The 26946-nt window shown below is 68.9% G+C and carries 31 protein-coding genes; 26 read left to right on the top strand and 5 right to left on the bottom strand.

Annotated features, from left to right (window positions below; translation table 11 throughout):
• Positions 1–548: 548 nt before the first annotated feature.
• Entirely contained in the window at positions 549–920 is a 372-nt protein-coding gene (locus E3O18_RS12485; protein WP_134418184.1) for a VOC family protein, read from the top strand.
• Between the two features lie 118 nt (positions 921–1038).
• Here the strand turns inward: E3O18_RS12485 and E3O18_RS12480 are convergent, their stop codons facing one another.
• From E3O18_RS12480 to E3O18_RS12460, 5 genes are all read right to left on the bottom strand, one after another.
• Positions 1039–1671 carry an NUDIX domain-containing protein gene (locus E3O18_RS12480; RefSeq protein ID WP_241978181.1) on the bottom strand — a complete coding sequence of 211 codons (633 nt, stop codon included), beginning with the start codon at positions 1669–1671 and terminating at the stop codon, positions 1039–1041.
• A 76-nt stretch (positions 1672–1747) separates the two neighbouring features.
• Positions 1748–2158 (bottom strand): flagellar assembly protein FliW, encoded by a 411-nt coding sequence (locus E3O18_RS12475; RefSeq protein ID WP_134395503.1) that lies wholly within the window; start codon positions 2156–2158, stop codon positions 1748–1750.
• Entirely contained in the window at positions 2155–3048 is an 894-nt protein-coding gene (flgL, locus tag E3O18_RS12470; protein ID WP_134418183.1) for a flagellar hook-associated protein FlgL, read from the bottom strand. The genes E3O18_RS12475 and flgL overlap by 4 nt, the downstream gene beginning before the upstream one ends.
• Before the next feature lie 3 nt (positions 3049–3051).
• Positions 3052–4518: a flagellar hook-associated protein FlgK gene (flgK, locus tag E3O18_RS12465; RefSeq protein WP_134418181.1), complete on the bottom strand. Its 1467-nt coding sequence runs from the start codon at positions 4516–4518 to the stop codon at positions 3052–3054.
• Positions 4519–4528: 10 nt separating this feature from the next.
• Positions 4529–5014 carry a flagellar protein FlgN gene (locus E3O18_RS12460; protein ID WP_134395500.1) on the bottom strand — a complete coding sequence of 162 codons (486 nt, stop codon included), beginning with the start codon at positions 5012–5014 and terminating at the stop codon, positions 4529–4531.
• Positions 5015–5455: 441 nt separating this feature from the next.
• Between E3O18_RS12460 and E3O18_RS12455 the strand changes: the two genes are divergently transcribed.
• The 25 genes from E3O18_RS12455 (at position 5456) to E3O18_RS12335 (ending at position 26909) form a co-directional block, all read left to right on the top strand.
• Positions 5456–6304, top strand: coding sequence for a sigma-70 family RNA polymerase sigma factor (locus tag E3O18_RS12455; protein WP_134395499.1), 849 nt, complete (start codon positions 5456–5458; stop codon positions 6302–6304).
• An 84-nt stretch (positions 6305–6388) separates the two neighbouring features.
• Positions 6389–7546: a flagellin gene (locus tag E3O18_RS12450; protein WP_134395498.1), complete on the top strand. Its 1158-nt coding sequence runs from the start codon at positions 6389–6391 to the stop codon at positions 7544–7546.
• A gap of 155 nt (positions 7547–7701) precedes the next feature.
• The gene (gene fliD, locus E3O18_RS12445; RefSeq protein WP_134395497.1) at positions 7702–9084 is read left to right on the top strand and encodes a flagellar filament capping protein FliD; all 1383 of its coding nucleotides are present in this window, start codon (positions 7702–7704) and stop codon (positions 9082–9084) included.
• 2 nt (positions 9085–9086) lie between these two features.
• Positions 9087–9524 carry a flagellar export chaperone FliS gene (gene fliS / locus E3O18_RS12440; RefSeq protein ID WP_174722038.1) on the top strand — a complete coding sequence of 146 codons (438 nt, stop codon included), beginning with the start codon at positions 9087–9089 and terminating at the stop codon, positions 9522–9524.
• Positions 9517–9864, top strand: a complete 348-nt coding sequence (locus E3O18_RS12435) for a hypothetical protein (protein ID WP_134395496.1) — start codon at positions 9517–9519, stop codon at positions 9862–9864. Before fliS ends, E3O18_RS12435 begins: the two co-directional genes overlap by 8 nt.
• Before the next feature lie 263 nt (positions 9865–10127).
• Positions 10128–10469, top strand: a complete 342-nt coding sequence (locus E3O18_RS12430; RefSeq protein WP_134395495.1) for a flagellar basal body protein — start codon at positions 10128–10130, stop codon at positions 10467–10469.
• Positions 10469–10861 carry a flagellar basal body rod C-terminal domain-containing protein gene (locus E3O18_RS12425; RefSeq protein ID WP_104099363.1) on the top strand — a complete coding sequence of 131 codons (393 nt, stop codon included), beginning with the start codon at positions 10469–10471 and terminating at the stop codon, positions 10859–10861. The genes E3O18_RS12430 and E3O18_RS12425 overlap by 1 nt, the downstream gene beginning before the upstream one ends.
• A complete protein-coding gene (fliE, locus tag E3O18_RS12420) occupies positions 10861–11202 on the top strand; it encodes a flagellar hook-basal body complex protein FliE (protein ID WP_174722119.1) in 342 nt (113 codons plus the stop codon). The genes E3O18_RS12425 and fliE overlap by 1 nt, the downstream gene beginning before the upstream one ends.
• Entirely contained in the window at positions 11202–12797 is a 1596-nt protein-coding gene (fliF, locus tag E3O18_RS12415; RefSeq protein ID WP_134395494.1) for a flagellar basal-body MS-ring/collar protein FliF, read from the top strand. The genes fliE and fliF overlap by 1 nt, the downstream gene beginning before the upstream one ends.
• Positions 12794–13813, top strand: coding sequence for a flagellar motor switch protein FliG (gene fliG, locus E3O18_RS12410; protein WP_134418180.1), 1020 nt, complete (start codon positions 12794–12796; stop codon positions 13811–13813). Before fliF ends, fliG begins: the two co-directional genes overlap by 4 nt.
• Positions 13803–14447, top strand: a complete 645-nt coding sequence (locus E3O18_RS12405; protein ID WP_134418179.1) for a FliH/SctL family protein — start codon at positions 13803–13805, stop codon at positions 14445–14447. Before fliG ends, E3O18_RS12405 begins: the two co-directional genes overlap by 11 nt.
• Before the next feature lie 2 nt (positions 14448–14449).
• On the top strand, positions 14450–15781 hold the full coding sequence (locus tag E3O18_RS12400; RefSeq protein WP_134395517.1) for a FliI/YscN family ATPase: 1332 nt from the start codon (positions 14450–14452) through the stop codon (positions 15779–15781).
• Complete coding sequence (locus E3O18_RS12395; RefSeq protein WP_134395491.1) at positions 15781–16221, top strand: hypothetical protein; 441 nt, start codon at positions 15781–15783, stop codon at positions 16219–16221. Before E3O18_RS12400 ends, E3O18_RS12395 begins: the two co-directional genes overlap by 1 nt.
• On the top strand, positions 16218–16907 hold the full coding sequence (locus tag E3O18_RS12390) for a C40 family peptidase (protein ID WP_134395490.1): 690 nt from the start codon (positions 16218–16220) through the stop codon (positions 16905–16907). Before E3O18_RS12395 ends, E3O18_RS12390 begins: the two co-directional genes overlap by 4 nt.
• Positions 16904–18259, top strand: coding sequence for a flagellar hook-length control protein FliK (locus tag E3O18_RS12385; RefSeq protein WP_134418178.1), 1356 nt, complete (start codon positions 16904–16906; stop codon positions 18257–18259). Before E3O18_RS12390 ends, E3O18_RS12385 begins: the two co-directional genes overlap by 4 nt.
• Before the next feature lie 97 nt (positions 18260–18356).
• Positions 18357–18770: a flagellar hook capping FlgD N-terminal domain-containing protein gene (locus tag E3O18_RS12380; protein ID WP_134395516.1), complete on the top strand. Its 414-nt coding sequence runs from the start codon at positions 18357–18359 to the stop codon at positions 18768–18770.
• Between the two features lie 53 nt (positions 18771–18823).
• Positions 18824–19996 (top strand): flagellar hook protein FlgE, encoded by a 1173-nt coding sequence (locus E3O18_RS12375; RefSeq protein ID WP_134395488.1) that lies wholly within the window; start codon positions 18824–18826, stop codon positions 19994–19996.
• A gap of 93 nt (positions 19997–20089) precedes the next feature.
• Positions 20090–20440: an HPF/RaiA family ribosome-associated protein gene (locus E3O18_RS12370; RefSeq protein WP_134395487.1), complete on the top strand. Its 351-nt coding sequence runs from the start codon at positions 20090–20092 to the stop codon at positions 20438–20440.
• 75 nt (positions 20441–20515) lie between these two features.
• Positions 20516–22111, top strand: a complete 1596-nt coding sequence (locus tag E3O18_RS12365) for an ABC-F family ATP-binding cassette domain-containing protein (protein ID WP_134395486.1) — start codon at positions 20516–20518, stop codon at positions 22109–22111.
• 516 nt (positions 22112–22627) lie between these two features.
• Complete coding sequence (locus E3O18_RS12360; RefSeq protein WP_134395485.1) at positions 22628–22939, top strand: flagellar FlbD family protein; 312 nt, start codon at positions 22628–22630, stop codon at positions 22937–22939.
• A complete protein-coding gene (locus E3O18_RS12355) occupies positions 22939–23787 on the top strand; it encodes a MotA/TolQ/ExbB proton channel family protein (protein WP_134395484.1) in 849 nt (282 codons plus the stop codon). The genes E3O18_RS12360 and E3O18_RS12355 overlap by 1 nt, the downstream gene beginning before the upstream one ends.
• Complete coding sequence (locus E3O18_RS12350) at positions 23784–24719, top strand: flagellar motor protein MotB (RefSeq protein ID WP_134395483.1); 936 nt, start codon at positions 23784–23786, stop codon at positions 24717–24719. Before E3O18_RS12355 ends, E3O18_RS12350 begins: the two co-directional genes overlap by 4 nt.
• A 61-nt stretch (positions 24720–24780) precedes the next feature.
• Positions 24781–25668, top strand: a complete 888-nt coding sequence (locus tag E3O18_RS12345) for a flagellar motor switch protein FliM (protein WP_134395482.1) — start codon at positions 24781–24783, stop codon at positions 25666–25668.
• Positions 25665–26369, top strand: coding sequence for a flagellar motor switch protein FliN (gene fliN, locus E3O18_RS12340; RefSeq protein ID WP_134418177.1), 705 nt, complete (start codon positions 25665–25667; stop codon positions 26367–26369). The genes E3O18_RS12345 and fliN overlap by 4 nt, the downstream gene beginning before the upstream one ends.
• Positions 26370–26909 (top strand): flagellar biosynthetic protein FliO, encoded by a 540-nt coding sequence (locus E3O18_RS12335; RefSeq protein ID WP_134418176.1) that lies wholly within the window; start codon positions 26370–26372, stop codon positions 26907–26909. It abuts the gene before it with no gap.
• Positions 26910–26946 lie beyond the last annotated feature (37 nt).

The following is a 26946-nucleotide window of genomic DNA, read 5'->3' as shown; positions in this document are numbered from 1 at the left end:
TAACCTGATCACACCCGCATTGTGGAGGAGCAGAGCAACGCGCCCTGGGCCCGCTGCGGGCATCCGCTACTGGGCCGGCGGCACGCATCCGTCGTCACGTAGACGCGGCAATTTTTCGGTAAACGCCCGGTGCGGCGCCTGCCGAAGCGGCGTGTCGGGAGAATCTCCGCAGTTAGCGAATTCGACCGCGACGGATGCCCGGCGAACCTCCGGACGTCGGTGCACCGGGTCTCGACAAGCTCGACCACCGGGCCGACCACCGGAGCTGGCCGTCGGAAACGGCTCTTCACTCGGGCGGGCCTTCGGCGTATGTTTAAGGCGGAAAAAGCGAAAAGTCAACGCCCGCCGGGGTGGTCAACTTACCTCTGCTGGGCGAGGAGTTCCGGCCACGATTCGCGCTCACCGCTTCACCGACAGTCTGCACTCCACCTCGGAAGCACGCCCTGATCGACATCCAGTGCGGCACGGGATGCCCGATACGCGGCGGCTTCGACGTCTACCCCTCCACACGCCACGAATCACCTGCACCACCAAGGAGGCGTTTCACAATGCTGAAAGAACTGCACACCGTGTTACCGGCGGCGGTCCTCAAACGAGCCCAGTCGTTCTACCACGACGCGCTCGGCCTCGACCCCGACGAAACCCATGAGGGAGTCCTCGTGTACCGCGTCGGGTCGGGATCGGTCTTCGAGATCTACGAGACCAGTAACGCCGGCACGGCCCAGAACATCCAGATGGGCTGGATCACGGATGACCTCGACGCCGAGATGAACACGCTCCGCGAACGCGGAGTCGTCTTCGAGGAATTCGACATCCCCGACATGAAGACGGTGCACGGGGTCGTCACGGCCGACGACATGAAATCGGCCTGGTTCCGCGACTCCGAAGGCAACTTCATCTGCATCTCGCAGACGATCTAGCCACCCCAGTCACCCCACTCACCGATCCCGGGCGGCGCGGAGGCGCCGCCCGGTCCCTCACTCGGCCGTCAGGCTCGGCGCGTGCTCGGCGCGTGCCCGGCGCGTGCCCGGCGCGTACTCAGTGCGGGCCCAGCCGGTGTGCCAATTCGCGAAGCACCACGGCAAGGCGGTCGCCGAAATCCTGCGGGACCTGCTGCGGCAGGGCATCCGTCGGCCACCAGGCGACGGCTTCGCTCTCGTGGCTCGTCACGGGCATCGCATCGGCCTGTGCGACGGCCGCGAAGCCGATGTCCCAGTGCGTGGTGCAGCGCTCGAACCGTGAACTGAGCGCGTGCCGGTGCAGGTCGACCGGCAACGGGTCGCTGGTCCCGGCGACGAATCGGCCGCTGAGAGGACTGAGTTCGGCGATGCCGCTTTCTTCGCGGGCCTCGCGCAGGGCGGCCGCGGCCACGGAGAGGTCGGATGCCTCGATGTGCCCGCCGAGTTGCACCCAGAACCGGCCCTTTTTATGGAAGCAGAGCAGCACGCGACTCAGGTCCGGAGTGAAGACGAAGCAACTCGCGGTCAGATGCTCGGCGCCGCCGTCGCGGTCGAGCGCAGAACCGCGGCCCGCCCGCACGAAGCCGATATATTCGCTTCGCAACCGGGCCTGGGCCGGGTCGACCGGCATCCAGCCGGCCAGGAGCGTCTCAACGTCGAGTGCTGCGGGGAGGTGGTGTGCGCCGGAATGCAGATCGATGCCCTGGGTCATATCCGAAGGCTATCCGCCGGGCGACACCCGGCAGTGCAGCCAGTCGGTCGCCAAGCCGGCAGGGTGAGCCGTCCGGTCAGGCCGAGCGGGCACCCAGCTCGGCGCGGAGCGGCCAGTCCTGGCCGTCGAGGATGATCTGCGCCGAACGACCGGTGGCGGCATTGACGACGATCGGCGCCATCAGGTTCACGGTCGTTCCGTCCTCGCCGGGGTTCGTCACCACGAGCAGCAGCGCGTCATCCGGCCCGGTCAGGTCGAGCGCTGCCGCGTGCTCGTCGCTGATCACGGGGGAGTAGTCGGGCAGGTAGACGGATGCGTCGAGCACGAACAGACGGGTTCGCTGGTCCTCTGCGGACTGCAGCGAGAACAGGCCGTCGGCGCCGGGAATCTCGGTCAGGCTGAACTCGGTCAGCGGGTCCAGCCCGGGCGGCGGGGACACGAAGCTCAGGGCGGCGGTCACGGTGCCGGCGGTCGAAACGGCGCTCATCGAAGGAAGTCCATCAGCGTCGGCTGGAGCACCCGTGCGGTGACCGACAGGGCCGCCTGGTAGGTGACCTCCTGCAGTTTCAGGTCCAGGATGGCCTGGCCGAGGTCGATATCCTCGATTCCGGCCCGCTGGGCCTCGAGATTTCCTTTGTGCTGCACGAGTGCTTCCCCGGCTTTCTGGATCTGGGCCTGGCGCACACCGACGTCGGTCTGCGCCGTGAGCACGGCTTTCATTCGAGAGTCTACGGCGGCCAGGTGGGTGCGGGCATTCGTGCGCCCGGTGCGCAGGTCGTTGGCGATGACGCCGATCAGGGCGAAGACCGAGTCTGTACCCGTGCCGAAGATGGCGGCGCCGTCGGCGTCGACCCTCACGGTGGTGTCCGCGCCGATACGGCGGTCGACGCTCGCGGTCGCGGTGCCCGTGAAGGTGAAGTCGGGGTCGGCCCGGAAGGCGAGCCCGGCATCCGAATTCCCGGCGAAGACGCTGCGGCCCAGGTAGTCGGCGTTCGCCTGCGCGAGTAGGTTCTGGGTGAGGCCGTCGAGGCGGGCCGCGATGGCCTCCTTCGCGGCGGGGGAGAGGGCGCCGTCGTTGGCACCCTGCACGGTCAGGTCGCGCACCTGGTTCAGCAGGTTCGTGGCCTCGGCCAGTGCCGTGCTGGCGGTGGTGAGCCAGCCGTCGCCGTTGTCGGCGTTGCGGGCGTACTGCGTGACCGCGCGCTGCTCGGCGCGCACGGTGAGGGAATCGGCGGCCCGAGCGGGGTCGTCGGAGGGGCGGGCGATGGCCTTCAGCGAGGTGGCCTGCTCCTGCAACTGCGCCATCCGGGCGAGGTTGGCCTGCAGATTGGTCTGCGCGGAGCGCATCTGGGTCTGGGAGGTGACGCGGGCGATCATGGGTTACCTTCCCACCAGTCCGGTGCGGTTGATCAGGGTGTCGAGCATTTCGTCCACGGCGGTCAGCACCCGGGCGGCGCCCTGGTAGGCGTGCTGGAACATAAGCAGGTTGACGTTCTCCTCGTCGAGATCGACGGAGGAGTTCGAGAGCTGAGCGCCCACCGCGGCGGTCGAGGTGAGGTCGGCGAGGGATGCCTGGCGCAGCTCGTTCTTCGTGGTCACGGCCAGCGAGGTGACAACGTTCGACCAGTCGGTGCTGGGGGACCGCACCGGGTCGCCGGCAGCGTCCACGGCCGTGCCGGCGCCGAGCTGGGCGATCCTGTCCGCCATAGAGCCGTCGAGGGCGCCGTTCGCGGTGAGCCCGGTTGAGAGCTCGGCGGCGTTCGTCGGCAGGACGAACAGGCCCAGCGCGGCCGGTCCCGTGCCCGCCGAGCCGAAGAAGTCGCCCCGGCGGGTTGAGTTGTCGCCGGTGGAGTAGATCGCGTTGACCTTCGCGGCCAGGCCCGTGGCGAAGGAGTCGTATGCCGCCGCGGCTTCGGCGAGGGCGCCGCCAGTGCCGGCGGCATCCGCTCGAGTGAGCAGGGAGAGCGCACCGGCCAGTTCGCCGCCATCGATGGCGATCGTGCCGGCGCGGTCGGCCCACTCCACCCGTACCGGGTCGGTGATGCCGACCGGGCTGGTGAGGCCGTTCGGGCCGTCGAGGGTGCGAACGCCGCGGGCGACGAGCGGGCGGGCGGTGTCGCCGGTGACCAGCGCGTTTCCGCCCACGAGCACGTCGACGGTGCCGTCGGTGCGGTTGACGACGGTGCCGCCGGTGAGGGCGGCCAGGGTCGTAATGAGACCGCTGCGCTGGTCGATCAGCTCGTTGGCGTTTCCGCCGCCCGCAATCGACTGACGGATGCGGGCGTTCAGCTCGGCCACCTGGCCGGCCGCGCCGTTGATCTCGGCGACCATCGTGTCCACGCTCTCGCGCTCGGACGACCACTTTGCGGCGACAGCCTGGTAGCCCTGCCTGATCTGGGTGGTGACGGCGCCGGCCTGGGCCAGCAGCACCCCGGCGGGCGCGGTCTCGCCGGCGGCGTTGGCCACGTCGTGCCAGCCGGCCCAGAACTCCTGCAACTGGGCGGAGAGCCCGTTCTCGCCGGGCTCCTTCAGCGAGGCCTCGACGGCGCTCAGCGCGTTCGCCCGCACTGCGGAGTATCCGGCGACCGCGGCGGTGCCGCGCACCTGGGCGTCCAGCGACGCGCTGCCGAGGCGGGCAATTCCGTCGACGCTGACACCCTGGCCGGGGCGCACCCCGGAGTTCATCAGGCCCACACGGGTCGAGGCGTCCACCGCGGAGGTCGTCACCCGCTGCCGGGTGTACCCCTCCGTGTTCGCGTTGGCGATGTTCTGGCCCACGACGTCGAGACCCTGCCGGGCGGCGACCAGGCCGGTGTAGGCGGTGTTGAGGCCTCCGAAGGTGCTCATCGCGGCATCCTCACAGAATCTGGTCGAAAAGTCGGGAGCCGGTGGGGCGCGCACCGGCGGCCCCGGTGGCGTCATACGTCTGGGTGTTCGCGCGCACGTCGGCGAGGGTCTCCTGGCCGGAGCGGGCGGCGGAGCGCAGCAGCTGCTCGTTGGCGTCGCGCAGTTCCCTGATCTGGGTGGTCAGTTCACCCATCGCCTTGAGGTGTGCGGCCATGATCTCGGACCACGGGCCGGCGGGGGCGTGAGCGACGAGCTCGCGCAGGGTGGCGTCTTCGGCCGTTCCCCAGTCACAGGCGACGGCGGCAACCTCGACCGAGCGGGCGAGGCCGGCATCCCGAACGTGGCCGAGCACCTGCTCGACCTCACGGGTGCCCTGCTGCAGCCAGCGGGTCTTGCCGTTGGTCAGCAGCAGCTGTTCCTCGTCGAGTTTGAAGACGAGCAGTTCGAGGAGCTCCCGCTCGCGCCACAGCAACGCTGATAGTTCATTGGCGCCCACGTCTCCTCCAACTGCCTGTCGTCTGGTGCGGCCGGTCCGCGCGGATTCGCGCAGCTCAACGGCTTGTTACCACGACTATCGGCAGGTGACGGACCCCGGTTAGCCACGGTGTGGATTCAGACTGCCAGCCGAGACTGAAGGTGTCCACTAAAGGGAGGACATGATTCCGGCGGACACCGGATGCCTGACCCCCATTTCGGGGTGATCCGCCCCGATGTGGGGGTGCCTGGCCCCGTTGTGGGGGCGCCGTTGCGCATTCGGCCACCCACCGCGCCTTTACGTTTTAACCACGGCCAGAAGTTCTGCGGCCTGGGCCCCGAACCCCTGCGTCACATTCTCGCTTTCTCGCAACGTCCCCGTGCCTACCCGGCCACTCGTTCGACCAGGCCCTTGCCTGATCGTTCGGGACAATTCAGGTATCAAGCACTCAGGGAGTTCCGTGTGAATCGGGCAGAACGCAATCAGTTGGTGATCGACAACCTCCCGCTCGTCGGCTACCTCGTTTCCGAAACCTGGGCCAAGGCCCGGCACCTTTCCCGCGACGACCTGGCCTCGGCCGGAGCTCTCGCCCTGATCACCTCGGCGGATGCCTTCAACGCCGACCTCGGTGTTCCGTTCGGAGCGTTCGCACGGCGCCGCATCATCGGCGCCTTCGCCGACGAGATGCGCTCCAACGACTGGGCCACCCGGATGGCCCGCCGCCGCATCAAGGAGACCCGTGCCGTTCAGCAGACGCTGGCCGGCGCCCTCGGCCGCGCGGCATCCGTCGACGAGGTCGCCGCCGCCCTCGGCGTGGACCGGGAGACCGCGATCGCCGGCCTGGCCGACTCGGAGCGCACCGTGTCGACCCTCGACGACGCGACCGCCGAGTTCCTGGTCTCCGGCACCGAACTCCCCGGCGACTCGCTGCTCTCCGCCGAGCGCCTGGCCTACCTGCACGCCGCCATCGCGGCACTGCCGGAGAAGATGCGCGTGATCGTGCAGCAGGTCTACTTCGACGACCGCTCGGTCAAGGAGATCGCTGCCGAGCTGGGGATCACCCACTCGGCGGTGTCTCAGCAGCGTGCGGAGGCCATCCGTCTGCTCCGCGACGGCCTGGGCACGCACTACGCCGACGACGCCGAGGCGGAATACGTGCCCGAGTCCCGCATCGCGCCGGCCCGCCGAAGCGCCTACCTCGCCCGGCTCGCCGACCAGGCCATGTTCGGCCTCGCCACCGCGAGCGGGGTGGCGTACGCCGCCGGGTCGACCGAATCAGACACCCGGGAATTTTTTTCGATCAACGGCTAACGCGGTCTCAGCAGAGGCCGATAGCTCACTGTGTCAGGCCATGGATGGCCAGACGTACACCACCCAATCACGGAGGATTTCATCATGGGTATGCAGATCAACACCAACCTCGCGGCCAACAACACGTACCGCAACCTGGCCGCCACGCAGAACGACATGTCCAAGTCCCTGGAGAAGCTGTCCAGCGGCCTCCGCATCAACCGCGCAGCGGATGACGCGGCCGGCCTGGCCATCTCCGAGGGCCTCAAGTCGCAGGTCGGTGGCCTCACGGTCGCCAGCCGCAACGCCCAGGACGGCATCTCGGTCATCCAGACCGCGGAAGGTTCCCTGAACGAGGTGCAGTCGATTCTGCAGCGCGTTCGTGACCTCGCCGTTCAGGCCGGTAACGACTCGAACAACGCCGACTCGCGCGGCGCGATCAAGACCGAGGTCGACGCTCTCACAAAGGAACTAACTCGCATCAGCGAGGGCACAAACTTCAACGGCACACAACTCCTTGACGGTACCAAGCCGTCGCTGAGCTTCCAGGTCGGCGCAAACAGCGGGGCGAGCAGCCAGATTTCGGTCAGCCTCAGCGGCGCCAACGTCAAGATGATCGCGGCTTCCATCGGCTCGACAAACCGAGGTACGTCGTTCGCGGACGCGGCGGATGCCACTGCCGCGGCCACCGCAGCCAACGCAGCGCAGACCTTCACTGTCACTAACGGCGACGGCTCGACGACCGGTGTCACGACCGCTGCCTTTACGGGCATCGGCGGAGCCACGGTTAAGGACGTGAACACGAACCTCGCCGCCGCACTCAATGCTGATTCGAAGTTCAAAGGCAGCATGGTGGCCTCGGTCGACTCGAACGGCGCACTGAACGTCAAATCGCTTACCGGTGGTAGTGTCGCTGCTTCCACTCTTGGCGCCAATTCTGTTGGTCCAGCCATTTCTTCAGGCCTGGACTTCTCCAGCGCGTCGAGCGCTGCCGCTGCGATCACCCTGATCGACACTCAAATCAAGACGGTCTCCACGGCCCGCGCTTCGCTCGGTGCCGACCAGAACCGGTTCGAGAGCGTCATCAAGAACCTGGCCGTCTCGAAGGAGAACCTCACCGCTGCCGGATCGCGCATCCGCGACACCGACATGGCCGAGGAAATGGTCAAGTACACCCGTTCCAGCATCCTCTCGCAGGCCGGTACCGCCATGCTCGCGCAGGCCAACCAGTCCAACCAGGGCGTGTTGTCACTCCTCCGCTAAAGCGGTGAGCTGAACCTTTCGGGAAACCGCACGGTGAACCATGGCTGGTGGTGACCTAAGAGATGAACTGGACCTCATCCCTCGGCCGCCACCAGCCATTCACGTATACACCCGCACCATCCGGCTTGATCGCAGAAACGTAAGGAGGGAAAGACATGACGAACGCCATCGACGGACTCGTCTCCGGGCTCGACACCACCTCCCTGATCAACTCCCTGATGCAGGTCGAAGCCGTTCCGCAGACGCTGCTGAAGGCCAAAGTCTCCTCGTCGCAGAACCTGATCTCGGCGCTGCAGGGCCTCAACACCCAGATCGCCGGCCTGGCCGATCTGGCAGGCAAGGCCGCGAAGCCGGCCGCCCTCGACCTTTATTCGGCAACCAGTACCTCGCCCACCGTCACGACGGTGGTCTCGGCCAACGCCAGCGCCGGCCAACTCGACGTCGTCGTCACCGACCTCGCTCGCAGCCAGGTCGGCGTCTCCGCGGCCATGACCGCCTGGCCCGCCGACCCGACCGTGCTGACCATCGTCTCCGGCGGTGTCACGACCGAGATCTCCGCCAGCTCGACCTCTCTCGACGCCGTCGCCACGGCCATCAACGCCGCCGGCACCGGGGTTACCGCCACGAAGGTCGCGTCCGGAGTGGATGCCGGCGGCGTCGCCCAGTACCGGCTCCAGTTCACCGGGAATGACTCCGGTGCGGCCAAAGCCTTCACGGTCTATCAGGGCACCGCCGCCGAGGTCACGGCGAACACCGCGCCCGACCTGCTGGCCGCCGCGGGTGCCGCCGTCATCCGCACCGCCCAGGACGCCAGCGTCACCCTGTGGGCCGGCACCGCCGCAGCCCAGACGATCACCTCGGCCACCAACACGTTCGCGAACCTGCTGCCCGGCGTCGCGATCACGGTATCCGCCGTCTCCGTTGACCCCGTCACCATCACAGTCGCACGTGACGACGCGCAGATCGGCTCCCTGGCCTCGGGTCTGGTCAGCTCCCTGAACGGCGTCTTCGCCCTGATCTCCACCAAGTCCGCGGTCGTCAACAGCACCAACGCGTCGGGGGCCGCCGTGTTGTCGGCCGGCATCTTCACCAGCGACAGCACCGTGCGCGACGTGAAGCAGCGCATTCTCACAGCCGCCTCGGCACCGATCAACGGGCACTCGCCGTCGGAGTACGGCATCAGCATCACCCGATCCGGCACCATGGAGTTCGACGCGGCCAAGTTCGCCGCGGCCCTCGCCAAGGACCCGGTGACCGTCAAAGCAGCAGTGCAAGAGATCGCGACCCGCGTCGCAGCAGCGGCGTCATCGGCCTCGGACAAATACGACGGTCAGATCACCGCGAAGATCACCGGTCAGCAGTCCACGGTCAAGAACCTCGGCGACCGCATCGCCGACTGGGACCGCAGCCTGGCCACCCGCCGGGCGACCCTGCAGAGCACCTACACCGCACTGGAAACCCAGCTCAGCGCCCTGAAAGCACAGTCCTCGTGGCTGAGCGCCCAGGTTGCCGGGCTACCGACCTCGAGCACAGGATGATGATGGCTGTTATGAGCATGATGGGTGGGGCACAGGCCCGGCGCGCACAGTTGAACCGCGAAGCGGTGCTCTCGGCCACGCCGGTGCGCCTGCTGACGATGCTCTACGACCGGTTGCTGCTCGACCTCGGCCGCGCCGAGATCGCCCAGAACATCGAGGACTGGGCCGTCGCCTCGGAGCACCTCCTGCACGCCCAGGCGATCGTCTCCGAACTGTCGACCTCGCTCAACGTCGATGCCTGGGAGGGCGGCGAGGGTTTGTTCGCCCTCTACACCTACGTGTCCAACGCGTTGATGAGCGCCAACATCCATCGGGATGTCGCCCGCACCCGGGAGGCCATCGCCCTGCTCGAGCCGCTGCGGCAGACCTGGCACGAAGCGGCCGAGCTGCTACCGGCCCAGAGCGCAGCGCGTGCCGGTGGGGAGTACGGACTTGCCTAGGGTTCTGCTCGACACCCACGAATCCGCCAGCGACCGCCAGGAGTGGCTGGACGTGCTCGACCAGCTCGAGTCGAGCCTCGGCTCGGGGGCCCGCGACGCCGTGCTGGCCGGCCCGGGGGAGCGCTTCTCCACCGGCGTGCAGTGGCGTGCGCCCGAACACCTGGGCCAGTTGCCCGCCGACCTCGAGACGCGCGCCCGGCGCCTGCTCTCCGGCCAGCTCGAACTGATCAGCGAGATCGAGGATGCCCGGCGCTCCGCCGGCGTGCACCTCGCCGCCGTGCGCACCATCATCTCGGCCCAGCACACCGACCAGGCCGTCTACCTCGACATAGCCGGCTGACTGCCCGCCCACCTCGCGCCCGTTGCCGGCTACCGCCGATGCGGGCCAACTGTTGCCCGCGCGGACATTTGTTGCCCGCGCACGGGCAACAGTTGTCCGTTTCGACGACAGTTGCGGGGTTCCGCTCGAAAAGGTGAGGAAAGAAGTTCCGCGACAACTCCTTACGCGCCTCGGCCACCGGCCGATAGCTAGGAGCGAGCAGGGATTGCTCGACCACAGGCCACGGATCGGCCGCCCTCGTTTTGCCGACGAATCGGGTATCCGTGCTTGAATCCGTGACCATGACGGCGCTCTCCAGCGCGCTGGACGGGCTGGCCCTGCGCCAGCGCACCATCGCGAACAACATCGCGAACGTGAACACGCCGAACTACCACGCCAAGCGTGTGGCGTTCGAGGATGCCCTGGCGCAGTCTGTGCAGGCCGGCAGCGGCAGCACCGTCGCCACCACCGCCAGCTCCCTCGAGCCCACCCGCCTCGACGGCAACAACGTCAACCTCGACACCGAGACCCTCTCCAACATCGACACCGTGCTGCGGTACCAGTTCGCGGCGCAGGCCGTCAACGGACCGTTCACGGCCATGCGCTCCGCGATGCGGACCAGCTGATGACCCTGGACGCCATCGGGATTGCCGGCAGCGGTCTCACCCTGCACCGCAAATGGCTCGACGCCGTTGCGGACAACATCGCCAACGCCAACACGGTCACCGCCACCGACGGTGACGCCTTCCAGGCGCGCTACATCGTCGCCCAGGCCGGCCAGGGCACCACCGGCGCCTATGCGGCCGGGACGGCACTCGGCGACGCCGAGGGAATCCTGACCTTCGACCCGAGCAATCCACTCGCCGACGAGGCCGGCTACGTGCGCCGCCCGGACGTCGACATGGCCGAGCAGATGGGCGCGCTGATCATGGCGCAGCGCGGCTACCAGGCCAACGCCGCCGTCGTCGACCGTGCCAAGACGACCTACGAAGCCGCACTCCAGATTGGACGCTCCTGATGACCATCGGTTCGATCAACCCGATCCAGTCCGTGACCGGCACGGGATACCTCACCGGCGTGCAGGGCATGCAGGGTGTGCAGGGTGTGCAGGGAACTCCGGGGAGCCAGGGCACCGACGGTTCGGCCTTCGGCAGCGCCCTGGTCGGCGCCGTCGACAATCTGCAGCAGCTGCAGGCCACCTCCAACAGCCTTGCGGTACAGGCCGTGACCGGAAACCTGACCGACATCCACTCGGCCACCCTGGCCTCGACCCGCGCCCAGGTCACCCTCGAACTCGTGGCCGCCGTGCGCAATAAGGGTGTCGACGCGTTCAACGAGATCATGAGGATGCAGGCCTGATGCCGCGCCCGATCACGTCGGCCTTCGCACGCCTCGGCCAGAGCATCCGGTCCTTTTCCGTCGCCCAGCGCACGGTCGCCATCATCGGCGTCGCCGTGCTTGCCCTGGGCATCGCCGCCCTGAGCATGTGGGCCACCAAGCCGGCCTTCACGCCCCTGTTCTCCGGGCTGAGCGGTTCCGACGCGAATACCATCGTCGAGCAGCTGCGCACCGACGGCGTCGCCTACGAGCTCAGCGACGGTGGCGCGACGATCCTGGTGCCGCAGCAGAACGTCTACGACGAGCGCCTCAAGGCCGCCGCGGCCGGCCTGCCGTCCTCCAGCACGGGCGGCTACGGGCTGCTCGACACCATGGGTGTCACCTCCAGCGAGTTTCAGCAGTCGGTCACCTACAAGCGGGCGCTCGAGGGCGAACTCGCCAACACCGTCAAGGCCATGAAGGGCGTCAAGAACGCCTCAGTGCGCCTGGCGATCCCCGAAGAGACCGTGTTCGCGTCGGAGCAGAGCGACCCCACGGCATCCGTCTTCGTGGAGACGGCCACCGGTAGCACCCTGAACGCCGACCAGGTGCAGTCCATCGTGCACCTCACCTCGGCCTCCATCGCCGGGATGGCACCCACCGACGTGGCCGTCATCGACTCCACGGGTGTCGTGCTCTCGGCGGTCGGCGTGGGAGCGACCGGATCCGCCGACCAGCAGGCCGGCGCCTACGAGGACCGCGTGCGGGGGGCCGTGCAGGCCATGCTGGACAAGGTCGTCGGGCCCGGCAACGCCACCGTCGTCGTGGCCGCCGACATGAGCTACCAGTCGGCCCAGCGGGTCGAGGAATCGTTCACCACCCCGACGGATGCCCCGGCCCTCAACGAGGCCGTCAAAACCGAGTCGTACACGGGATCCGGCGGCTCCGCGGCCGGCGTCCTCGGCCCGGACAACATCGCCGTCCCGGCGGGCACCGAGGGCGATGGAACCTTCACCTCTGAGGACACCACCAAGAACAACGCGGTCAACAAAGTCACCGAGACCCGCACCATCCCGGCGGGGGAGATCAACCGGCAGACGGTCTCGGTGGCCGTGAACGCCGACGTCGTGGGCCAGCTCAACGTCGCCGACGTCACCTCACTGGTTGCCTCGGCCGCCGGCATCGACGCGCAGCGCGGCGACGCGGTCACCGTCGAGGTCGTCAGCTTCAACGGCGGCGCGGCAGAGGATGCCGCCGCGGCCCTCGCGGCGGCCGAAGCCGCGGCCGCCGCCGACCGGTTCGCAGAGATCATGCGCATCGCCATCGTCACCGCGGGGATTGTCATCACTTTCGTGCTGGGGCTCATCCTTTATGCGCGTCGTTCGCGCCGCCAGAGCCGCGAGTCCATCGAACTTGACGAAATGATGGAGGTCCGGCCCGCGCTGTCCGCGCCGGAGATGCCGTTCCCGCTGAGTGCCCCGATCGCGCCGATCATGATCGACCCCACCCCGACCGTGGCCTACCTGCCGCCGACCTCCGACCGGATGCGGGTGGAGATCGACGCACTCGCTCAGCGTGACCCCGCGAAGACCGCGGAATACCTCCGCGGTCTGATGGATGACCGGCAGCCCGCATGATCGACGCCCAGCCGGCCCTGACCGGCACCCAGAAGGTCGCCGTGGTGTTGATGAGCATGGAGCACCAGCGCGCAACCGAAGTGATGAAACAGTTCACCGAGGCCGAGGCGGCCGATATCGCCGCGGAGATGGTGCAGTTGCGCCGGGTCGACCCGGAAGTGACCGAAACCACCGTTCTGGAGTTCCACGAACTCACCGTCAAGGGTGCCCGCACCCGGCGGGGCGGTCACGCCTACGCGATCGGACTGCTTGAGGCATCCTTCGGCGCGGAACGAGCGGCCGGCGTCATGGTCAAGGTGGCCTCGTCGATGGCCGGCAAGGCCTTCGAGTTTCTCGACGCCGCCGAGCCGCTGCAGATCCTCACCCTGCTTGACGGCGAACTGCCCCAGACCATCGCGCTCGTGCTCGCGCACCTGCGCCCCGGTCATGCCTCCGCCGTTCTCGGCGGCCTCGACGCCGACCTGCGCGCGGAGGTGGCGCAGTGTATCGCCGGCATGGGCACGGCCACCCCCGAGGCCGTGCGCGTGGTCACCGAGACCCTCAAGGCCCGGGTTGGCGCCGTCGCCTCCTCCCGCGACTCGGTGGAGATCGTCGGCGGCATCCAGCCGCTCGTCGAGATCATCAATCGGGCCGATGTGGCCACCGAACGCGCCCTTCTCGAAGCCCTCGATGCGCGCGATCCGGCCCTGGCCGAAGAGGTCCGGTCACGGATGCTAACCTTCGCCGACATCGTCAAACTCGAAAACCGAGACGTGCAGCAGGTGCTCCGCGGCATCGACGCGGGCATCCTCGCCATCGCCATGAAGGGCTCCGCGGACGCTGTCGTCTCGATCATTCGCACCAACCTGTCTGAGCGCAATCGGGAGATCCTCGACGACGAGGTCAAAGCCATGGCGCCCGTGCGGGTGTCGCAGGTCGAGGAAGCGCGCGCCACGATCGTGCGGGCCATCCGCGACCTCGAGGCGCAGGGGAGCATCACCGTGCAGCGTGCCGAGGAGGACGACTATGTTGTTTGACGCAGCGACCGCCCGGTCGAACTTCTCCGCCGTGACCTTCCCCAGCCTGCAGGGCGAGCGGGACGCCGGCGACGACGCCTCCCGGGCCCGGGGGCACGCCGCCGGCTACACCGCGGGACTCCGGGCGGCTGCCGCCGAGGTGGACGGCCGGATCGCGCGGCTCGACGCCGAGCAGGCCGCCGCCGGTGCCATCGGCCAGGCGCGGATCGACCGGGCGGTCGCCCTGCTGGGTGCCGCCGCCGTCGCGCTGAACGAGCGCACCGTTCCGGTGATCCAGGAGGCGGAGGACACCCTTGTCGCGACCGCGCTGGAACTGGCCGAGGCGATCCTCGGCTACTCACTCGGCGACGCCGACGCCTCGGCGCGGGCCGCACTGGCCCGCGCCCTCGCGACCGGAGCGACCGGAGCGACCGGCACACGCGAGACCGGTCGCCCGCACTCCGTGCGGATGAACCCCGCCGACCTTGCTCTGATCGACCTGATCACCCGCGCGGATGCGGGCGTGGACTTCACGGCCGACGCCGACCTCTCCCGCGGCGACGCGATCGCCGAGTTCCCCGATGGATTCCTCGACGCCCGGATCGGCACCGCGCTGACCCGCGCGAAGGCCGCGCTCACCGGAGCCCGGTCGTGACCCTGGCGCAGGCCCCCGCCTGGCGTCCGCGCGCGGGAAAGATCCGCTCCGCCCTCGACGCCGCCCGGCCCCAGCGGGTGGGCGTCGTCTCGTCGATCGTCGGTCTCGGTCTGGAGGTGCGCGGGCTCAATTCCGCGATCGGCGATCTGGTCACGGTCGGCGACGGTGGGGAGATCGACGCCGAGGTGGTCGCCACGACGCAGGGCGGCATCCGGTGCATGCCGCTGGGCCGGATGACCGGTATTCGGATTGGCGCGCCCGTGCGCTCGGACGGAACCCCGCACCTCGTGCCCACCGGCGCCGGCCTGTTCGGGCGCGTCATCGACGGCCTCGGCCGGCCCATCGACGGCAAGGGTCCGATCTCCGGTGCCCGGTTCGTCGGCCTCGACCACGACAGCCCCTCCGCGATGGCCCGCTCCCGCATCCAGACGCCGCTCCAATTGGGTGTGCGCGTGCTCGACACCCTCACCACCGTCGGGAAGGGGCAGCGGATGGGCCTGTTCGCCGGCTCCGGCGTCGGCAAGTCCTCGCTGCTTTCGATGATCGCCCGCGGCACCGACGCGGAGGTCTCGGTCATCGCCCTGGTGGGGGAGCGCGGCCGCGAGGTGCGCGAATTCCTTGAAGACGACCTCGGCCCCGAGGGGCTCGCCCGTTCGATAGTGGTCGTGTCCACCTCCGACGAACCGGCCATGATGCGGCTGCGCGCCGCCTTCCTGGCCACCCGGATCGCCGAGTCGTTCCGTGACGACGGAGCCGACGTGATGCTGATGATGGATTCACTCACCCGGGTGGCGATGGCCCAGCGCGAGATCGGCCTCTCGGTCGGCGAACCCCCCGCCACCCGTGGTTATCCGCCCTCGACCTTCTCCCTGCTCGCCCGCCTGCTCGAGCGGGCCGGCACCGACGAAACCGGCTCGATCACGGGCGTCTACACGGTGCTCGTCGACGGCGACGACCACAATGAACCGATTGCGGATGCCGCCCGCTCGATCCTCGACGGACACGTCGTACTCGACCGCAAACTAGCCGTCCTCGGCCATTTCCCCGCTGTCGACGCTCTCTCCTCGATCTCCCGCGTCGCCTCCCGGGTCAACAGCCCCGAGCAGAACCAGGTCGCCGGCCTGTTGCGCCGGGTGCTTGCCGCACGCCGCACCGCGCAGGACCTGCTCGACGTCGGCGCGTACCGGCGGGGCACGAACCCGCTGGTCGACGCCGCCGTCGACAACGAGGGTGCCATCAACGCGTTCCTCCAGCAGCGCATGGACGACCAGACCTCGGCCCCGCTCGCTTGGGACCAACTCACGACACTGACTCGAACGCTGGGGGCCCTCTGATGAAACGCACATTCGCTTTGGCCGGGCTCCTCCGGCTGCGGCACCTGCAGCAGGACCAGGCCGCCGGCGACCTGGCCCAGGCCAACGCCGTCGTTCAGGCGAACGCGGCTCGCCGGGCCGCGGCCAGGGCCACCCTGCAGCACACGCCGAGTCTGGCCAGCGGGGCTGACACGCTGTCGGCGATCGCCTCCGCCCGCGCCTCGGCGCACAGCATGTTGGCCGACATGGAGGCCCTCGCCCGCAACTACCAGGTTGCCGTCGGCGAGGCGCAGGTCGCCTTCGACGCGACCCGTGCCGATACGGTGCGGTTGGAGAAGCTCGAGCGCCGGCACGGAGCCCAGGTCGCGGCCGATGACCTGCACCGCGAACAGACCATTCTCGACGAGATTGCGTCGACCGGCTGGCACCGCAACCGGGGCGCGGGCGGTGACCCGCGATGACCATGATCGCGGCGATGAGCCGGGTCAGCGAGATCCAGGCGACACTCGTACAGCTCTCGGCCGGGGCGAACGCCCACAAGGCCCAGGCCACCGCCGCAGCCGGCAGCACCACCGCCGGTGCGGGCGCGAGCACCTCGGCGAACACGTTCGCCGACGCCCTCGCGTCGGCGTCGGGCGCCGCCGCGGTCCGCCCGGTGGCACCGAACCCGGGTGGTGCCACCGGCACCGACGTGGTCGACGCCGCGAAGAAGTACCTAGGCGTGCCCTACGTCTTCGGCGGTGAAGACGCCAGCGGCATGGACTGTTCCGGGTTGGTGCAGACCGTGTATGCCGAAATGGGCATAGACGTGCCGCGCCTCGTGTCGGGCCAGATGACGATCGGAACCGAGGTCGGTTCCCTCGCCGAGGCCAAGCCCGGTGACCTGATCGTCACCGGCGGCGGCGAGCACATCCTGATTTACGCCGGCGACAACAAGGTCATCCACGCGCCCTACGAGGGCCGCACGGTCTCTCTGGTCGAGGCCTACATGGACGACTCTGAGATCGACACCATCCGCCGTGTGATTCCGGATGCCCCGGCCGCCACCGCGAGCCTGGCGTCCTCAAGCACGGCCTCTGCGTCGTCAGGCGCCGGCAGCCAGCTCAGCGCCGCACTAGCCTCATTCATGAACGGAGCCTCCCGATGAGCGCCACGTCCGTCCGACTGGCGCCGGCGCCCCACACCGGGGCGCTGGCATCCGCGTCCTCATCCACCGCGCCCTCATCCGCCTCGTCCGCCGCCTCCCCCTCGGGATCGCGTGGCCCGCTGGGTGCCCGCCCGGGCGCCGGCTCGTTCGCGTCCGTGCTGCAGGGCACCCTCGCACCTCCGCACACCTCCGCGACCGCGTCTCCGCCGGGATCCGCGCCAACCTCGTCCCGGGTTCCCGAGCCGACCTCGGAGCGCACCGCCGAACCGGTCCCCGGACCGGCCACTGATCTGAGGGACGCCCTGAGCGGCGCGGCGGCGGCCCCGGAGCACCAGCAGCCGAGTGCTATCCTGCCTCCCGCCGGAATCAGCCTCCCGCCACTGCCGACCGGTGCGACAGCCACCGGGGCGAAAGCCACCGGAGCCGACAGTGCTGCCCTCGCCGACTCCGTCGGGACCGAGGCCGTGACCATCCCGACCGCCGCCACTGCCGCCGCCGCTTCCACCATTGCTGCCACCGACTCCGACTCCGAAGCCGACTCCACGGAGACGTCCGCCGCAGACTCCGACACGTTCACCGCAGCGAACGCCGCTGGCGGGAGTGCGCTTCCGGCCGAGGCTCTCGCTGCCCCGATGCCGGTGCCACCGGCCGCCGGGACGGCATCTTCCGCCGGAGCGACCGTCGCCGGCACGGCGCCCACGGGCCTCACGGCGCCCACCGGCCTCGGCGCGGTCGCAGGGACATCCGGCGCCGGTGACCGTGCGGCCACCGTGAACCCGAACCAGGCCGAAGCCCCGGCGCCCACCGCCTTGCTCGTGCCTCCCGGCACCACGGCCACGGCGGCAACCCCGGCCGCCGCCCCCCCTGTGCCGCCCGGCGCCCCGGCTCCGGCAGCACCGCCCGCGCCACTGGCCGGCCAGGTGTCCCGACCCCTGTTCACCCTGGTGGGCGCCGCCAACGGCGAGCACGTGATGACCATCAGCGTGAGACCCGACAATCTGGGCCCGGTCACCGTGCGGGCCCACGTGCGTGGGGAGCACATCCGGGTCGAGCTGTTCGCGCCCACGGACCTGGCCCGAGAGGCGCTCCGGACCATCCTGCCCGACCTGCGCCGGGACCTGTCGGGGGGCGGGCTGAACGCCCAGCTCACCCTGTCGGCCGACGCCCGCGCCTCGGACCCCTCGGCCTCCCGACAGGGCGGACCCGACGCCCGCCAGGAGCGGCCGGCCGAAGACGACAGGGCGACCCGAGGCGACCGTGCGGCCGGCCGTGCCGCCGACCGTGCCGCCGACCTCAGACTGTCTTCCCTGCGCGCCGCCGGATCACACACCACCATCGACGTTCTCGCCTGACCTGCTACCACTCCAGACCCCACCGACACAGACCCCACCATCCCAGAAGAGAGACCCTTTGACCATCGACGCGTTGGCAGTAGCCGCCCCGGCCGGGATGTACTCGACCGCCCCCGTGCGCGCCCCGAAACAGACCCTGGATTCCGAGGCGTTCATGTCGTTGCTGGTCACCCAGCTGCGTAACCAGGATCCCAGTTCGCCCATGGACACCAACCAGATGATCTCTCAGACCACGCAGCTGGCCATGATGGAGAAGCTCGCGGCGCTCTCAACGACCGCCGACGAGAACTTCTCCCTGCAGATGCGCGTTGCCGCAGCGGCCCTGGTCGGACAGGACGTCACCTTCACGCGGGCCGACGGCACCGTGGGCACCGGTACCGCCTCGAGCGTCTCCTACGCCGGGGCCGTTCCCCAGGTCACCGTCGACGGGACCCTCGTCGCCCTCGACCTGGTGACCGGCGTCACCTCGGGCGCGAGCGCCGCCGGCACCACCCCCGGCCTCTCCGCCTGACCCGCACCTCACATCCGTTCTCGTTCTCGTTTCCCACCGAAAGGCAGCACCCCATGCTTCGCTCCCTGTACTCCGGCATCTCCGGCCTCCGCTCGCACCAGACCATGCTCGACGTCACCGGCAACAACATCGCCAACGTCAACACCACCGCGTTCAAGGCGTCGGCCGTACAGTTCCAGGACACCCTTTCGCAGCTGAAGCAGGGTGCGGGCGGCCCCCAGGAGCAGGTGGGCGGCACGAACCCGGCCCAGGTCGGGCTCGGCGTGCAGGTGGCCGGGATCGCCACGAACTTCTCCCAGGGCTCCGCGCAGTCCACCGGGCGGGCCACCGACATGGCGATCTCCGGCGACGGGTTCTTCGTCACCCAACTGGCTGGCGAGACGCTCTACAGCCGTGCGGGAGCCTTCGACTTCGACGCCGAGGGTCGCCTGGTCTCCCCGGACGGTGCGATCGTGCAGGGCTGGAACGGCGCCAACGGGCAGATCAACGAGGGTGGCCCGGTGGGCAACATCACCCTGCCGCTGCAGGCCATGATCCCGGCGAAGGCAACCGGTGGCGTCACCATGGTCGGAAACCTGCCGGCGGATGCGGCGGCAGGCTCCGACATCGTGCGCGACGTCAAGGTCTACGACGCGCTGGGTGCCGCCCGTACCCTGTCGGTCACCTTCACGCGTACGACCACCGGCTGGACCGCGAGCGGCACCGACGCGGTGGGTACCGGCTCCGCGGCCTTGACCCTCGACGCAGAAGGTGTGCTCACGCCAACCGGTCCGTTCATCGTGAACGACGTCACAGTGAATCTGACCGCCCTGACCGGGCAGGCGGGCCTGAGCACGGCCACGATCAGCAGCCAGGACGGTTCCACGGCGGGTTCCCTCCAGTCCTTCACCCTCGGCAAGGACGGAACCCTGGTGGGCCTGTTCAGCAACGGCAGCCAGACAGCCATCGCCCGCATCGCCCTGGCCACCTTCACCAACCCGGGCGGCCTCGAGAAGTCCGGTTCCTCGGCCTACCGCGCCACCTTCAACTCGGGCCAGGCGGCTCTCGGCGCCCCCGGTGACGGCGGCCTCGGCTCGCTCAGCGGCGGCACCCTCGAAATGTCCAACGTCGACCTGTCGCAGGAGTTCACCAACCTGATCGTCGCCCAGCGCGGCTTCCAGGCGAATGCGCGCATCATCACCACCTCCGACGAGGTGCTTCAGGAGCTCACCAACCTGAAGCGGTAGCACCTACGCCGATAAGCAGCGTCGGCGGGGCGTCAGGCCGCACATTTTTGCGCGCCATACTGGAGTGACCGACGTTTCAACTGAGGAGCAAAGATGCAAATCCTGGTCAACACCGACAACAACATCGCGGGTACGGACGCAGTCGTGGCGGAGGTGGAGTCCTCGGTCGAAACTGTTCTCGCCCGATTCAGCTCCCGGTTGACGCGGGTCGAGGTCCACCTCAGCGACGAGAGCGCAGGCAGGGCGACGACCGACGACATCCGTTGCCTGCTCGAGGTGCGTCCCGCCGGGGGTAACCCCCTCGCGGCAACCGACCATTCCGCCACGATGGCCGGGGCCGTCAGCGGTGCGCTGCACAAGCTGGCCAGCGTGCTCGAGACCACGTTCGGTCGCATGGACGACCACAAGGGCGCATCCGCCATGGGTGACGACCACACGCCCTGAACCGCCTGTCCGACACGGTAAAGTTGGCCGTCCGCCTCGCCCGGGGGCTGAACCGAACCCGAGAGGACGGCCACAGTGAGCCTGATCAGGCTGAACGACGTCAGCATCCGTTTCGAGAACACCCAGATTCTGCGTGAGACCTTCTTCCGACTGGAACCAGGCGACCGGGTGGGACTGATCGGCCGCAACGGGTCAGGTAAGTCGACGATTCTCAAGCTGGTCCTCGGCCAGGTGAGCGCGGATGCCGGCACCGTCACCCTCGAGGCCGGCACCCGGGTGGGCTATTTCTCCCAGTTCTCCGAACTGAACGGCGATTCCACGATCACCGAGGTGCTCGACGGCCTGTTCGCCCCGATCAAGGCCCTCGAGGCCGAGCTCGCGTCGATCGACGCCCAGATCGCGGCGGATTCCGCGCAGAGCGCCGAACTCGACCGGCTGATCCACCGCCAGGCGGCGCTGTTCGAAGACATGGACCGCCTCGATGGTTGGGACTACCCGCGGCGTATCGATGCCGCGCTGACCACCCTCGGGTTCGACGAGGCCCACCGCGTCTGCGCCATCGATTTGTTGTCTGGCGGTTGGCGCAACCGGGCGGCGCTGGCGAAGATCCTGCTCGAGCGGCCCGACGTGCTGCTCCTGGACGAACCAACCAACTACCTGGACGTCGCCGGCGTCGAGTGGCTCGAGGCCTGGTTCCGCTCATTCCGCGGTGCGGCCATCATCGTCTCGCACGACCGCCGGTTCCTTGACGGAGTCGTCACCCGCATCATCGAGGTCGAGAACTACCACCTGCACGAGTACCCCGGCAACTTCGGCGACTACGTGGTGCAGAAGCAGTTTCGCCTGAAAACCCTCGAGCAGCAGTTCCTGCACGAGTCGGAACTGCTCGCTTTCGAGGCGGAGGGGATCAGCGACCGCCGCGAGGCCGCAAAGGCTGCCAGCCGCACCCTCGACAGCCAACTCGCGCACATCAAGAAGACCCGCAGCCCGCGGCCCGTCGACACGATCATCACCGAGATCTACGGTGGGCTGCATGTGAAGGACTCACTCTGCCGCATCGAGTCACTCAGCAAGTCCTACGGCGAGAAGGCGCTGTTCACCGATCTCACCTTCGAGATCCGGCGCGGCAACCGCATCGTGGTCCTGGGCTCCAACGGCAGCGGCAAGACCACCCTGCTCCGGGTACTGGCGGGGGAGGAGAAGGCCGATTCCGGCGAGATGGCCTGGGCCTCCGGCGCCGCCGTGGTCTCCTACAACCAGGTGCTCGACGGCCTTGACGACGATGACACCGTCAGCCACTCCGTGAACGCGATGCCGGGCAGTCTCGCCTTCACAGCGACCCGCAAGTCGGTCAACCGGTTCCTCGCGATGTTTCAATTCTCCGAGGCCGACCTCAAGCAGAAGATCGGCAACCTCTCCGGCGGGCAGCGGGCCCGCGTCGCCATGGCACAGTGCTTGCTGTCCGGGGCCGCCGTGCTCCTGCTCGACGAACCGACGAACCACCTCGACATGGCCAGCACCCAGGTGATGGAGCGCGCCCTCATCCACTTTCCGGGGGCCGTGGTGGTGGTCAGCCACGACCGGTTCTTCACCGACAAGATCGCCACCCGGCACCTGATTTTCGGCAGCGAAACGGCCGCGCCCGGCGAGATCCTGGTGCGCGCGGCGTAACCAATTCGACGGAGATTCTGGCTCTCCGCACTCCTCCGTCGGTGCCGTCCCGGCGGAGCCCGTGCGTGCGGTCAACTCAGGACATCCGGCGGCCGGGTTGACCGTCCGCCGCGGACCTGTGCGGAAGCAGACCGGATTTCCGGCTCGGCCAGACGGATCTCCTGAGTTGGCCACAATCGGCGACGGATGTACCGCAATGCTCGTGCGGTTCGGACATCGACCTCCCGTTCCGTTCGACCCGAACCCATTCGACGGAGATTTTCGGGGTGGAGCGCGATATTCAGGGTTTCGCAGCGTTGTGGCTACAATCTGCGTCGAATTCGTTCGAGGCGGAGGCCGCGCGTGCACTACGACGGTCAGGAAAGCCACACCTGCGCGCGCCGCGACGGATGTGGTCGTCCGGCTTTCCAGGTCAGGTCATGGGCTCGATGCGGCCGGCAGCTAACGCGCCCGGGCGGGCGGCCGACAGTGAGGCGTAACGGTTGCTGGAACCGTTCTGAACCCAGGGTGGACACCATGATCGTTGTGACGCGGCTGAACAACAGCCAGTTCGCGATCAACCCGGACCTGATCGAGCGCATCCACGCGAGCCCCGACACGACCCTGGTCATGGTCGACGGCGCCAAGTTCATCGTCACGGAGACCCTCGACGACGTCATCGAGAAGATCGCCCGGTTCCGGGCCCATGTGATCTCGCTGGCCTACCTGACGTCGGACGCCGACTATCGGCCGGGCATCCGTTCGCTCGAAATCGTCGAGGGGCCGCACTTGATCGAGGAAATCATCGAACCGGGCAGCACGGTTCCCGCCCGCCCGCGGAGGCTCTGATGGATCCGGCAACCCTGGTCGGCATCGCCATCGCCTTCGGCTCACTCTTCGCCATGATCACCCTCGAGGGCAGCAGCTTGCACTCGATCCTTCTGCCGGCACCGATGATTCTCGTCTTCGGCGCCACCATCGCTGTCGGCATCGCCGGCGGCACGATCAGGGACGCAATTTCGGCGTTCAAAGCCGTGCCCGCAGCCTTCATCGGCAAGACCACCCCGCCGCAGCAGGTCATCGACCAGGTGGTCGGCCTCGCCGAGAAGGCCCGCAGTTCCGGTCTGCTCGCCCTCGAGCAGGAGGCTGATAACGTCGCCGACCCGTTCCTGCGTGGCGCCCTGCAGAACATCGCCGACGGTACCGACGGCGATGAGCTGCGCATCCTGCTGGAAGACGAGCTCGCGACCGCCACCAAGGAGAGCCGCAACGCTGCCAAGTTCTTCACCAGCCTCGGCGGCTACGCGCCCACGGTCGGCATCATCGGAACCGTCGTCTCGCTCACGCACGTGCTCGAGAACCTCGACACCCCGTCCACCCTCGGCCCGATGATCGCGGCCGCGTTCGTCGCGACCCTGTGGGGCCTGCTCACGGCCAACTTCCTCTGGCTGCCGATCGGCAGCCGGCTCAAGCGCCTCAGCGACATCGAAGTCGAACGGATGACCCTGCTCCTGGAGGGTGCGCTGGCCGTGCAGGCAGGCAGTCAGCCTCGGCTCCTCGGCGAGAGACTGCGCGCCATGGTGCCCGCGCCGGCCTCCGCCAGGGCAGGCAAACCAGGCAAAGCGGGCAAACCGGGCAAACCCGGCAAGGGCCCCAAGGCGGACAAGGCGGACACGTCTCTGCCGAAGGCCGCATGAGCGGGCACGGCCGCGGGCGGAGCCGCCGGCGGGGCCTCGAGGAGGAGCACGTCGAACACGTCGACGAGCGGTGGATGGCGTCGTACATGGACATGGTCACCGTGCTGATGTGCATGTTCATCGTGCTGTTCGCGATGTCCTCCGTCGACCAGGAGAAGTTCCTGCAGCTGAAGAACTCGCTCGCGACCGGGTTCGGGGCCACCGACGTCGGCAAGGTCGACACGGCCAAGGGTGTGGTCGTGACCACGGACAAGGTCGCCCAGTCCGAGGTGACCGGGTTCACCGACATCGACCTCGCGGCGGCAGAGGTCACGGACCTCACCGCGGTAAAGGACGCCCTGCAGGCCGCAGTGGATGCCCAGGGCGTGGCCCAGGAAGTGCAGTTCACCATTGACGAGCGCGGTCTGGTCATCGGACTGATCGGCTCCGAGGCGTTTTTCGAACCCAACCTCGCCAACCTGAGCCGCCAGGCCGTGCAGGTCCTCGACGCGGTGGCGCCGATCCTCTCCGCCAACACCCGCGAGGTCAAAGTGGAGGGCCACGCCGACCGGCACGGCGTCACCACCAACTACCCCACCGACTGGGAGCTGTCCGCCGGCCGGGCGACCGCCGTGCTCCGCCGCCTGGTCGAGTTCGGCGGCGTGGGTCAGGAACGGATCTCCGCCGTCGGCTACGGCTCGGCCCGGCCGGCCGCGGAGGGCGCCGATCTGGCGGCCCAGGCGCAGAACCGACGGGTCGACGTGGTGCTCCTCTCCAGCCAGCCGGAGGCGGTGCGCACGCTGATCCCCGACATCGTCTCGGGTTTCACCGTCGTCGGCACGGAACCTGCTGCAGACACGGGAACCACGGAAACCGTGGGAACCACGAAGAAGGCGAAAACCACGAAGACCGCGGGAACCGAAGTCGACAAAGACGCGGAAAAAGCACACTGAGCTGCTAACCATCCGTTTTCCCTGACCGATAGTCCTCACCGTGACGGTCCAGGAACAAGCAGTGATTGGTGTGCCCGCTTCGGCGAAGCGCACGGTCGAGGTGTACGACTTTCGTCGCCCGACAACGCTCGCACGCGAGCACTCCCGGGTGCTCGAACTCGCCTTCGAAACCTTCGCGCGCCAGTGGGGCACCCAGCTCACCGCCAAGGTGCGCGTCATGTCCCAGGTGAAATGCGACCACGTGCTCATGCGCACCTACGACGAATACGCGTCGTCGCTGCCTGCCACGACCGCCATGGTGCTCTGCCCGGTGAGTGGCATCTCCGCGAAAGCCGTCGTGCAGTTCCCGACCTCCGCGGCCCTGTCCTGGGTGAGCCACATGTTGGGCGGAACCGCGGTCACCATGCCGCCGGAACGGGCGTTCACCCAGATCGAGCTGGCCCTGGTGCGCCGGCTCATGGACGACGCCCTCGAGGACCTGCGGTACTCGCTGGGTTCCCTGCTCGTGCACACGATCACCGTCGGCGGCATCCAGTACAACTCCCAGTTCGCCCAGGCCGCAGCCACCGCCGACCTGATGATCGTCGCCAGCTTCACGATGCGCATCGGCGACGCGTCCTGCGCCGCCACGGTCGCCCTTCCGGCGGAGGCACTGTTGCCTCAACTCGTCGAGTCGGCTCCGGAGGCCGGAAGTGCCGATCCGGCCGACCTGCTGCGCGCCCAGCTGGCCCAGGTCCCGGTGGATGTCTCCTTGCAGCTGACGCCCGCGCTGGTTCTGCCCAGCGTCGTGCTGGGTCTCGCCGTGAATGATGTGCTGCCCCTCCCGCACCCCCAGCACCGCCCGCTCGACGTGGTCGTCGACGGCCACACGCTCGCCCGCGCCGCCGTCGGTTCCAACGGCTCCCGGCTGGCCTGCATCGTCATCGACACCGAGGAGTCCACCCCATGACCGTCATCCCCATCGCCGTGCAGACGGCGGCCGTCGAGGCCCTGCTGGACGTGCTCCCCACCGTGACGCGGCTCCGGGCCGAGCTCTGCTCCGGTGCCGCTCTCGCCGGCCGGCTCGGCACCGCCGCGGTCGCCTCCTTCGTCGGCGTCACCTCCGCGGATCTCGCCGTCGTGCTTGCGGACCCGGCCGCGCTCGACTCCGCGTCCGGCCTCGATTCCTCGCTGATCTCCCGTCAGGACGTCCTGCGCCCGGCGTTGGAGAGCGCGTCCGGCGTCTTCGGGATCGGGGTCCTGGGGGACACCCGGTCCGACGACGCCACGGCCCTGTTCGCGGATCCCGCCACCAGCGTCTTCGAGCTGACCGGCGACGGCCAGATCACCGGCTGGTTCGCCGTGCGACTGCGTGACAACGGCGTCTCCACCGGTGCGGCCAGCTCCAGCCAGTCCGTGTCCGGCAAGCTCGGCCGGATCAACAGCGTGCAGATGGCGTTGACCGTGGAAATCGGGCGTACCCGCATGTCGGTGCGCGACGTGCTCTCGCTCGAACCGGGCGCCGTCATCGAACTCGACCGGTCCGCCGGGGCTCCCGCGGACATCCTGCTCAACGGCCGGCTGATCGCGCACGGCGAGATCGTGGTCGTGGACCAGGACTACGCGGTGCGGATCACCCAGATCCTCGATGTGGCCGAAAGCCTGACCTAGGTGGACACCATCCTGGTCGCGCTCCGGGTGGCGCTGTCCCTGGCCGCCGTGCTGGGGCTGCTCTGGGTGCTCCAGCGCAAGCTGACGAAGGGCACCCTCGGTGGCCGCACCCCGAACCTGGTCACCGTGGTGGGCCGGCAGGGCGTCGGCCAGAAGGCATCCGTCGTCGTCGTCGACATCGAGGGCCGCCGGTTCGTGCTTGGCGTGACCGAGCAGTCGGTCAGCGTGCTGCACGACGGTCAGGCGCCGACGGATGCCGCGGCGCCCCTCGCGGCGCCCCTCCCGGCGCCCCTCACCGCCGCCTTGGCCGCCACCCTTCCCGGACGTCGAGGGCACCACCCCGCGGCCGACTTCGCCCGCGAGCTCGACCAGGCAACGCACGCCGCGCACGCCGGCGCCCCTCACGACGGCGAGGAACTCACGCCGCCGCTCATCCTCCGGCCGCGCCGGGACCGCGCCACTCCGGGCCGGATCGGCGGGTCGATCCTGTCTCCCGCCACCTGGCAGCAGACCGCTGCCGCCCTCCGGCAGGGCCGGTGACGCTCGCAATCGTGCGCCCGGATCGAAACCGGGACAT

Origin of the sequence: Cryobacterium sp. TMT2-42-4, from assembly GCF_004402645.1 — a bacterium.
Lineage (GTDB): Bacteria > Actinomycetota > Actinomycetes > Actinomycetales > Microbacteriaceae > Cryobacterium > Cryobacterium sandaracinum.
This window is presented reverse-complemented; position numbering and strand designations above follow the sequence as displayed.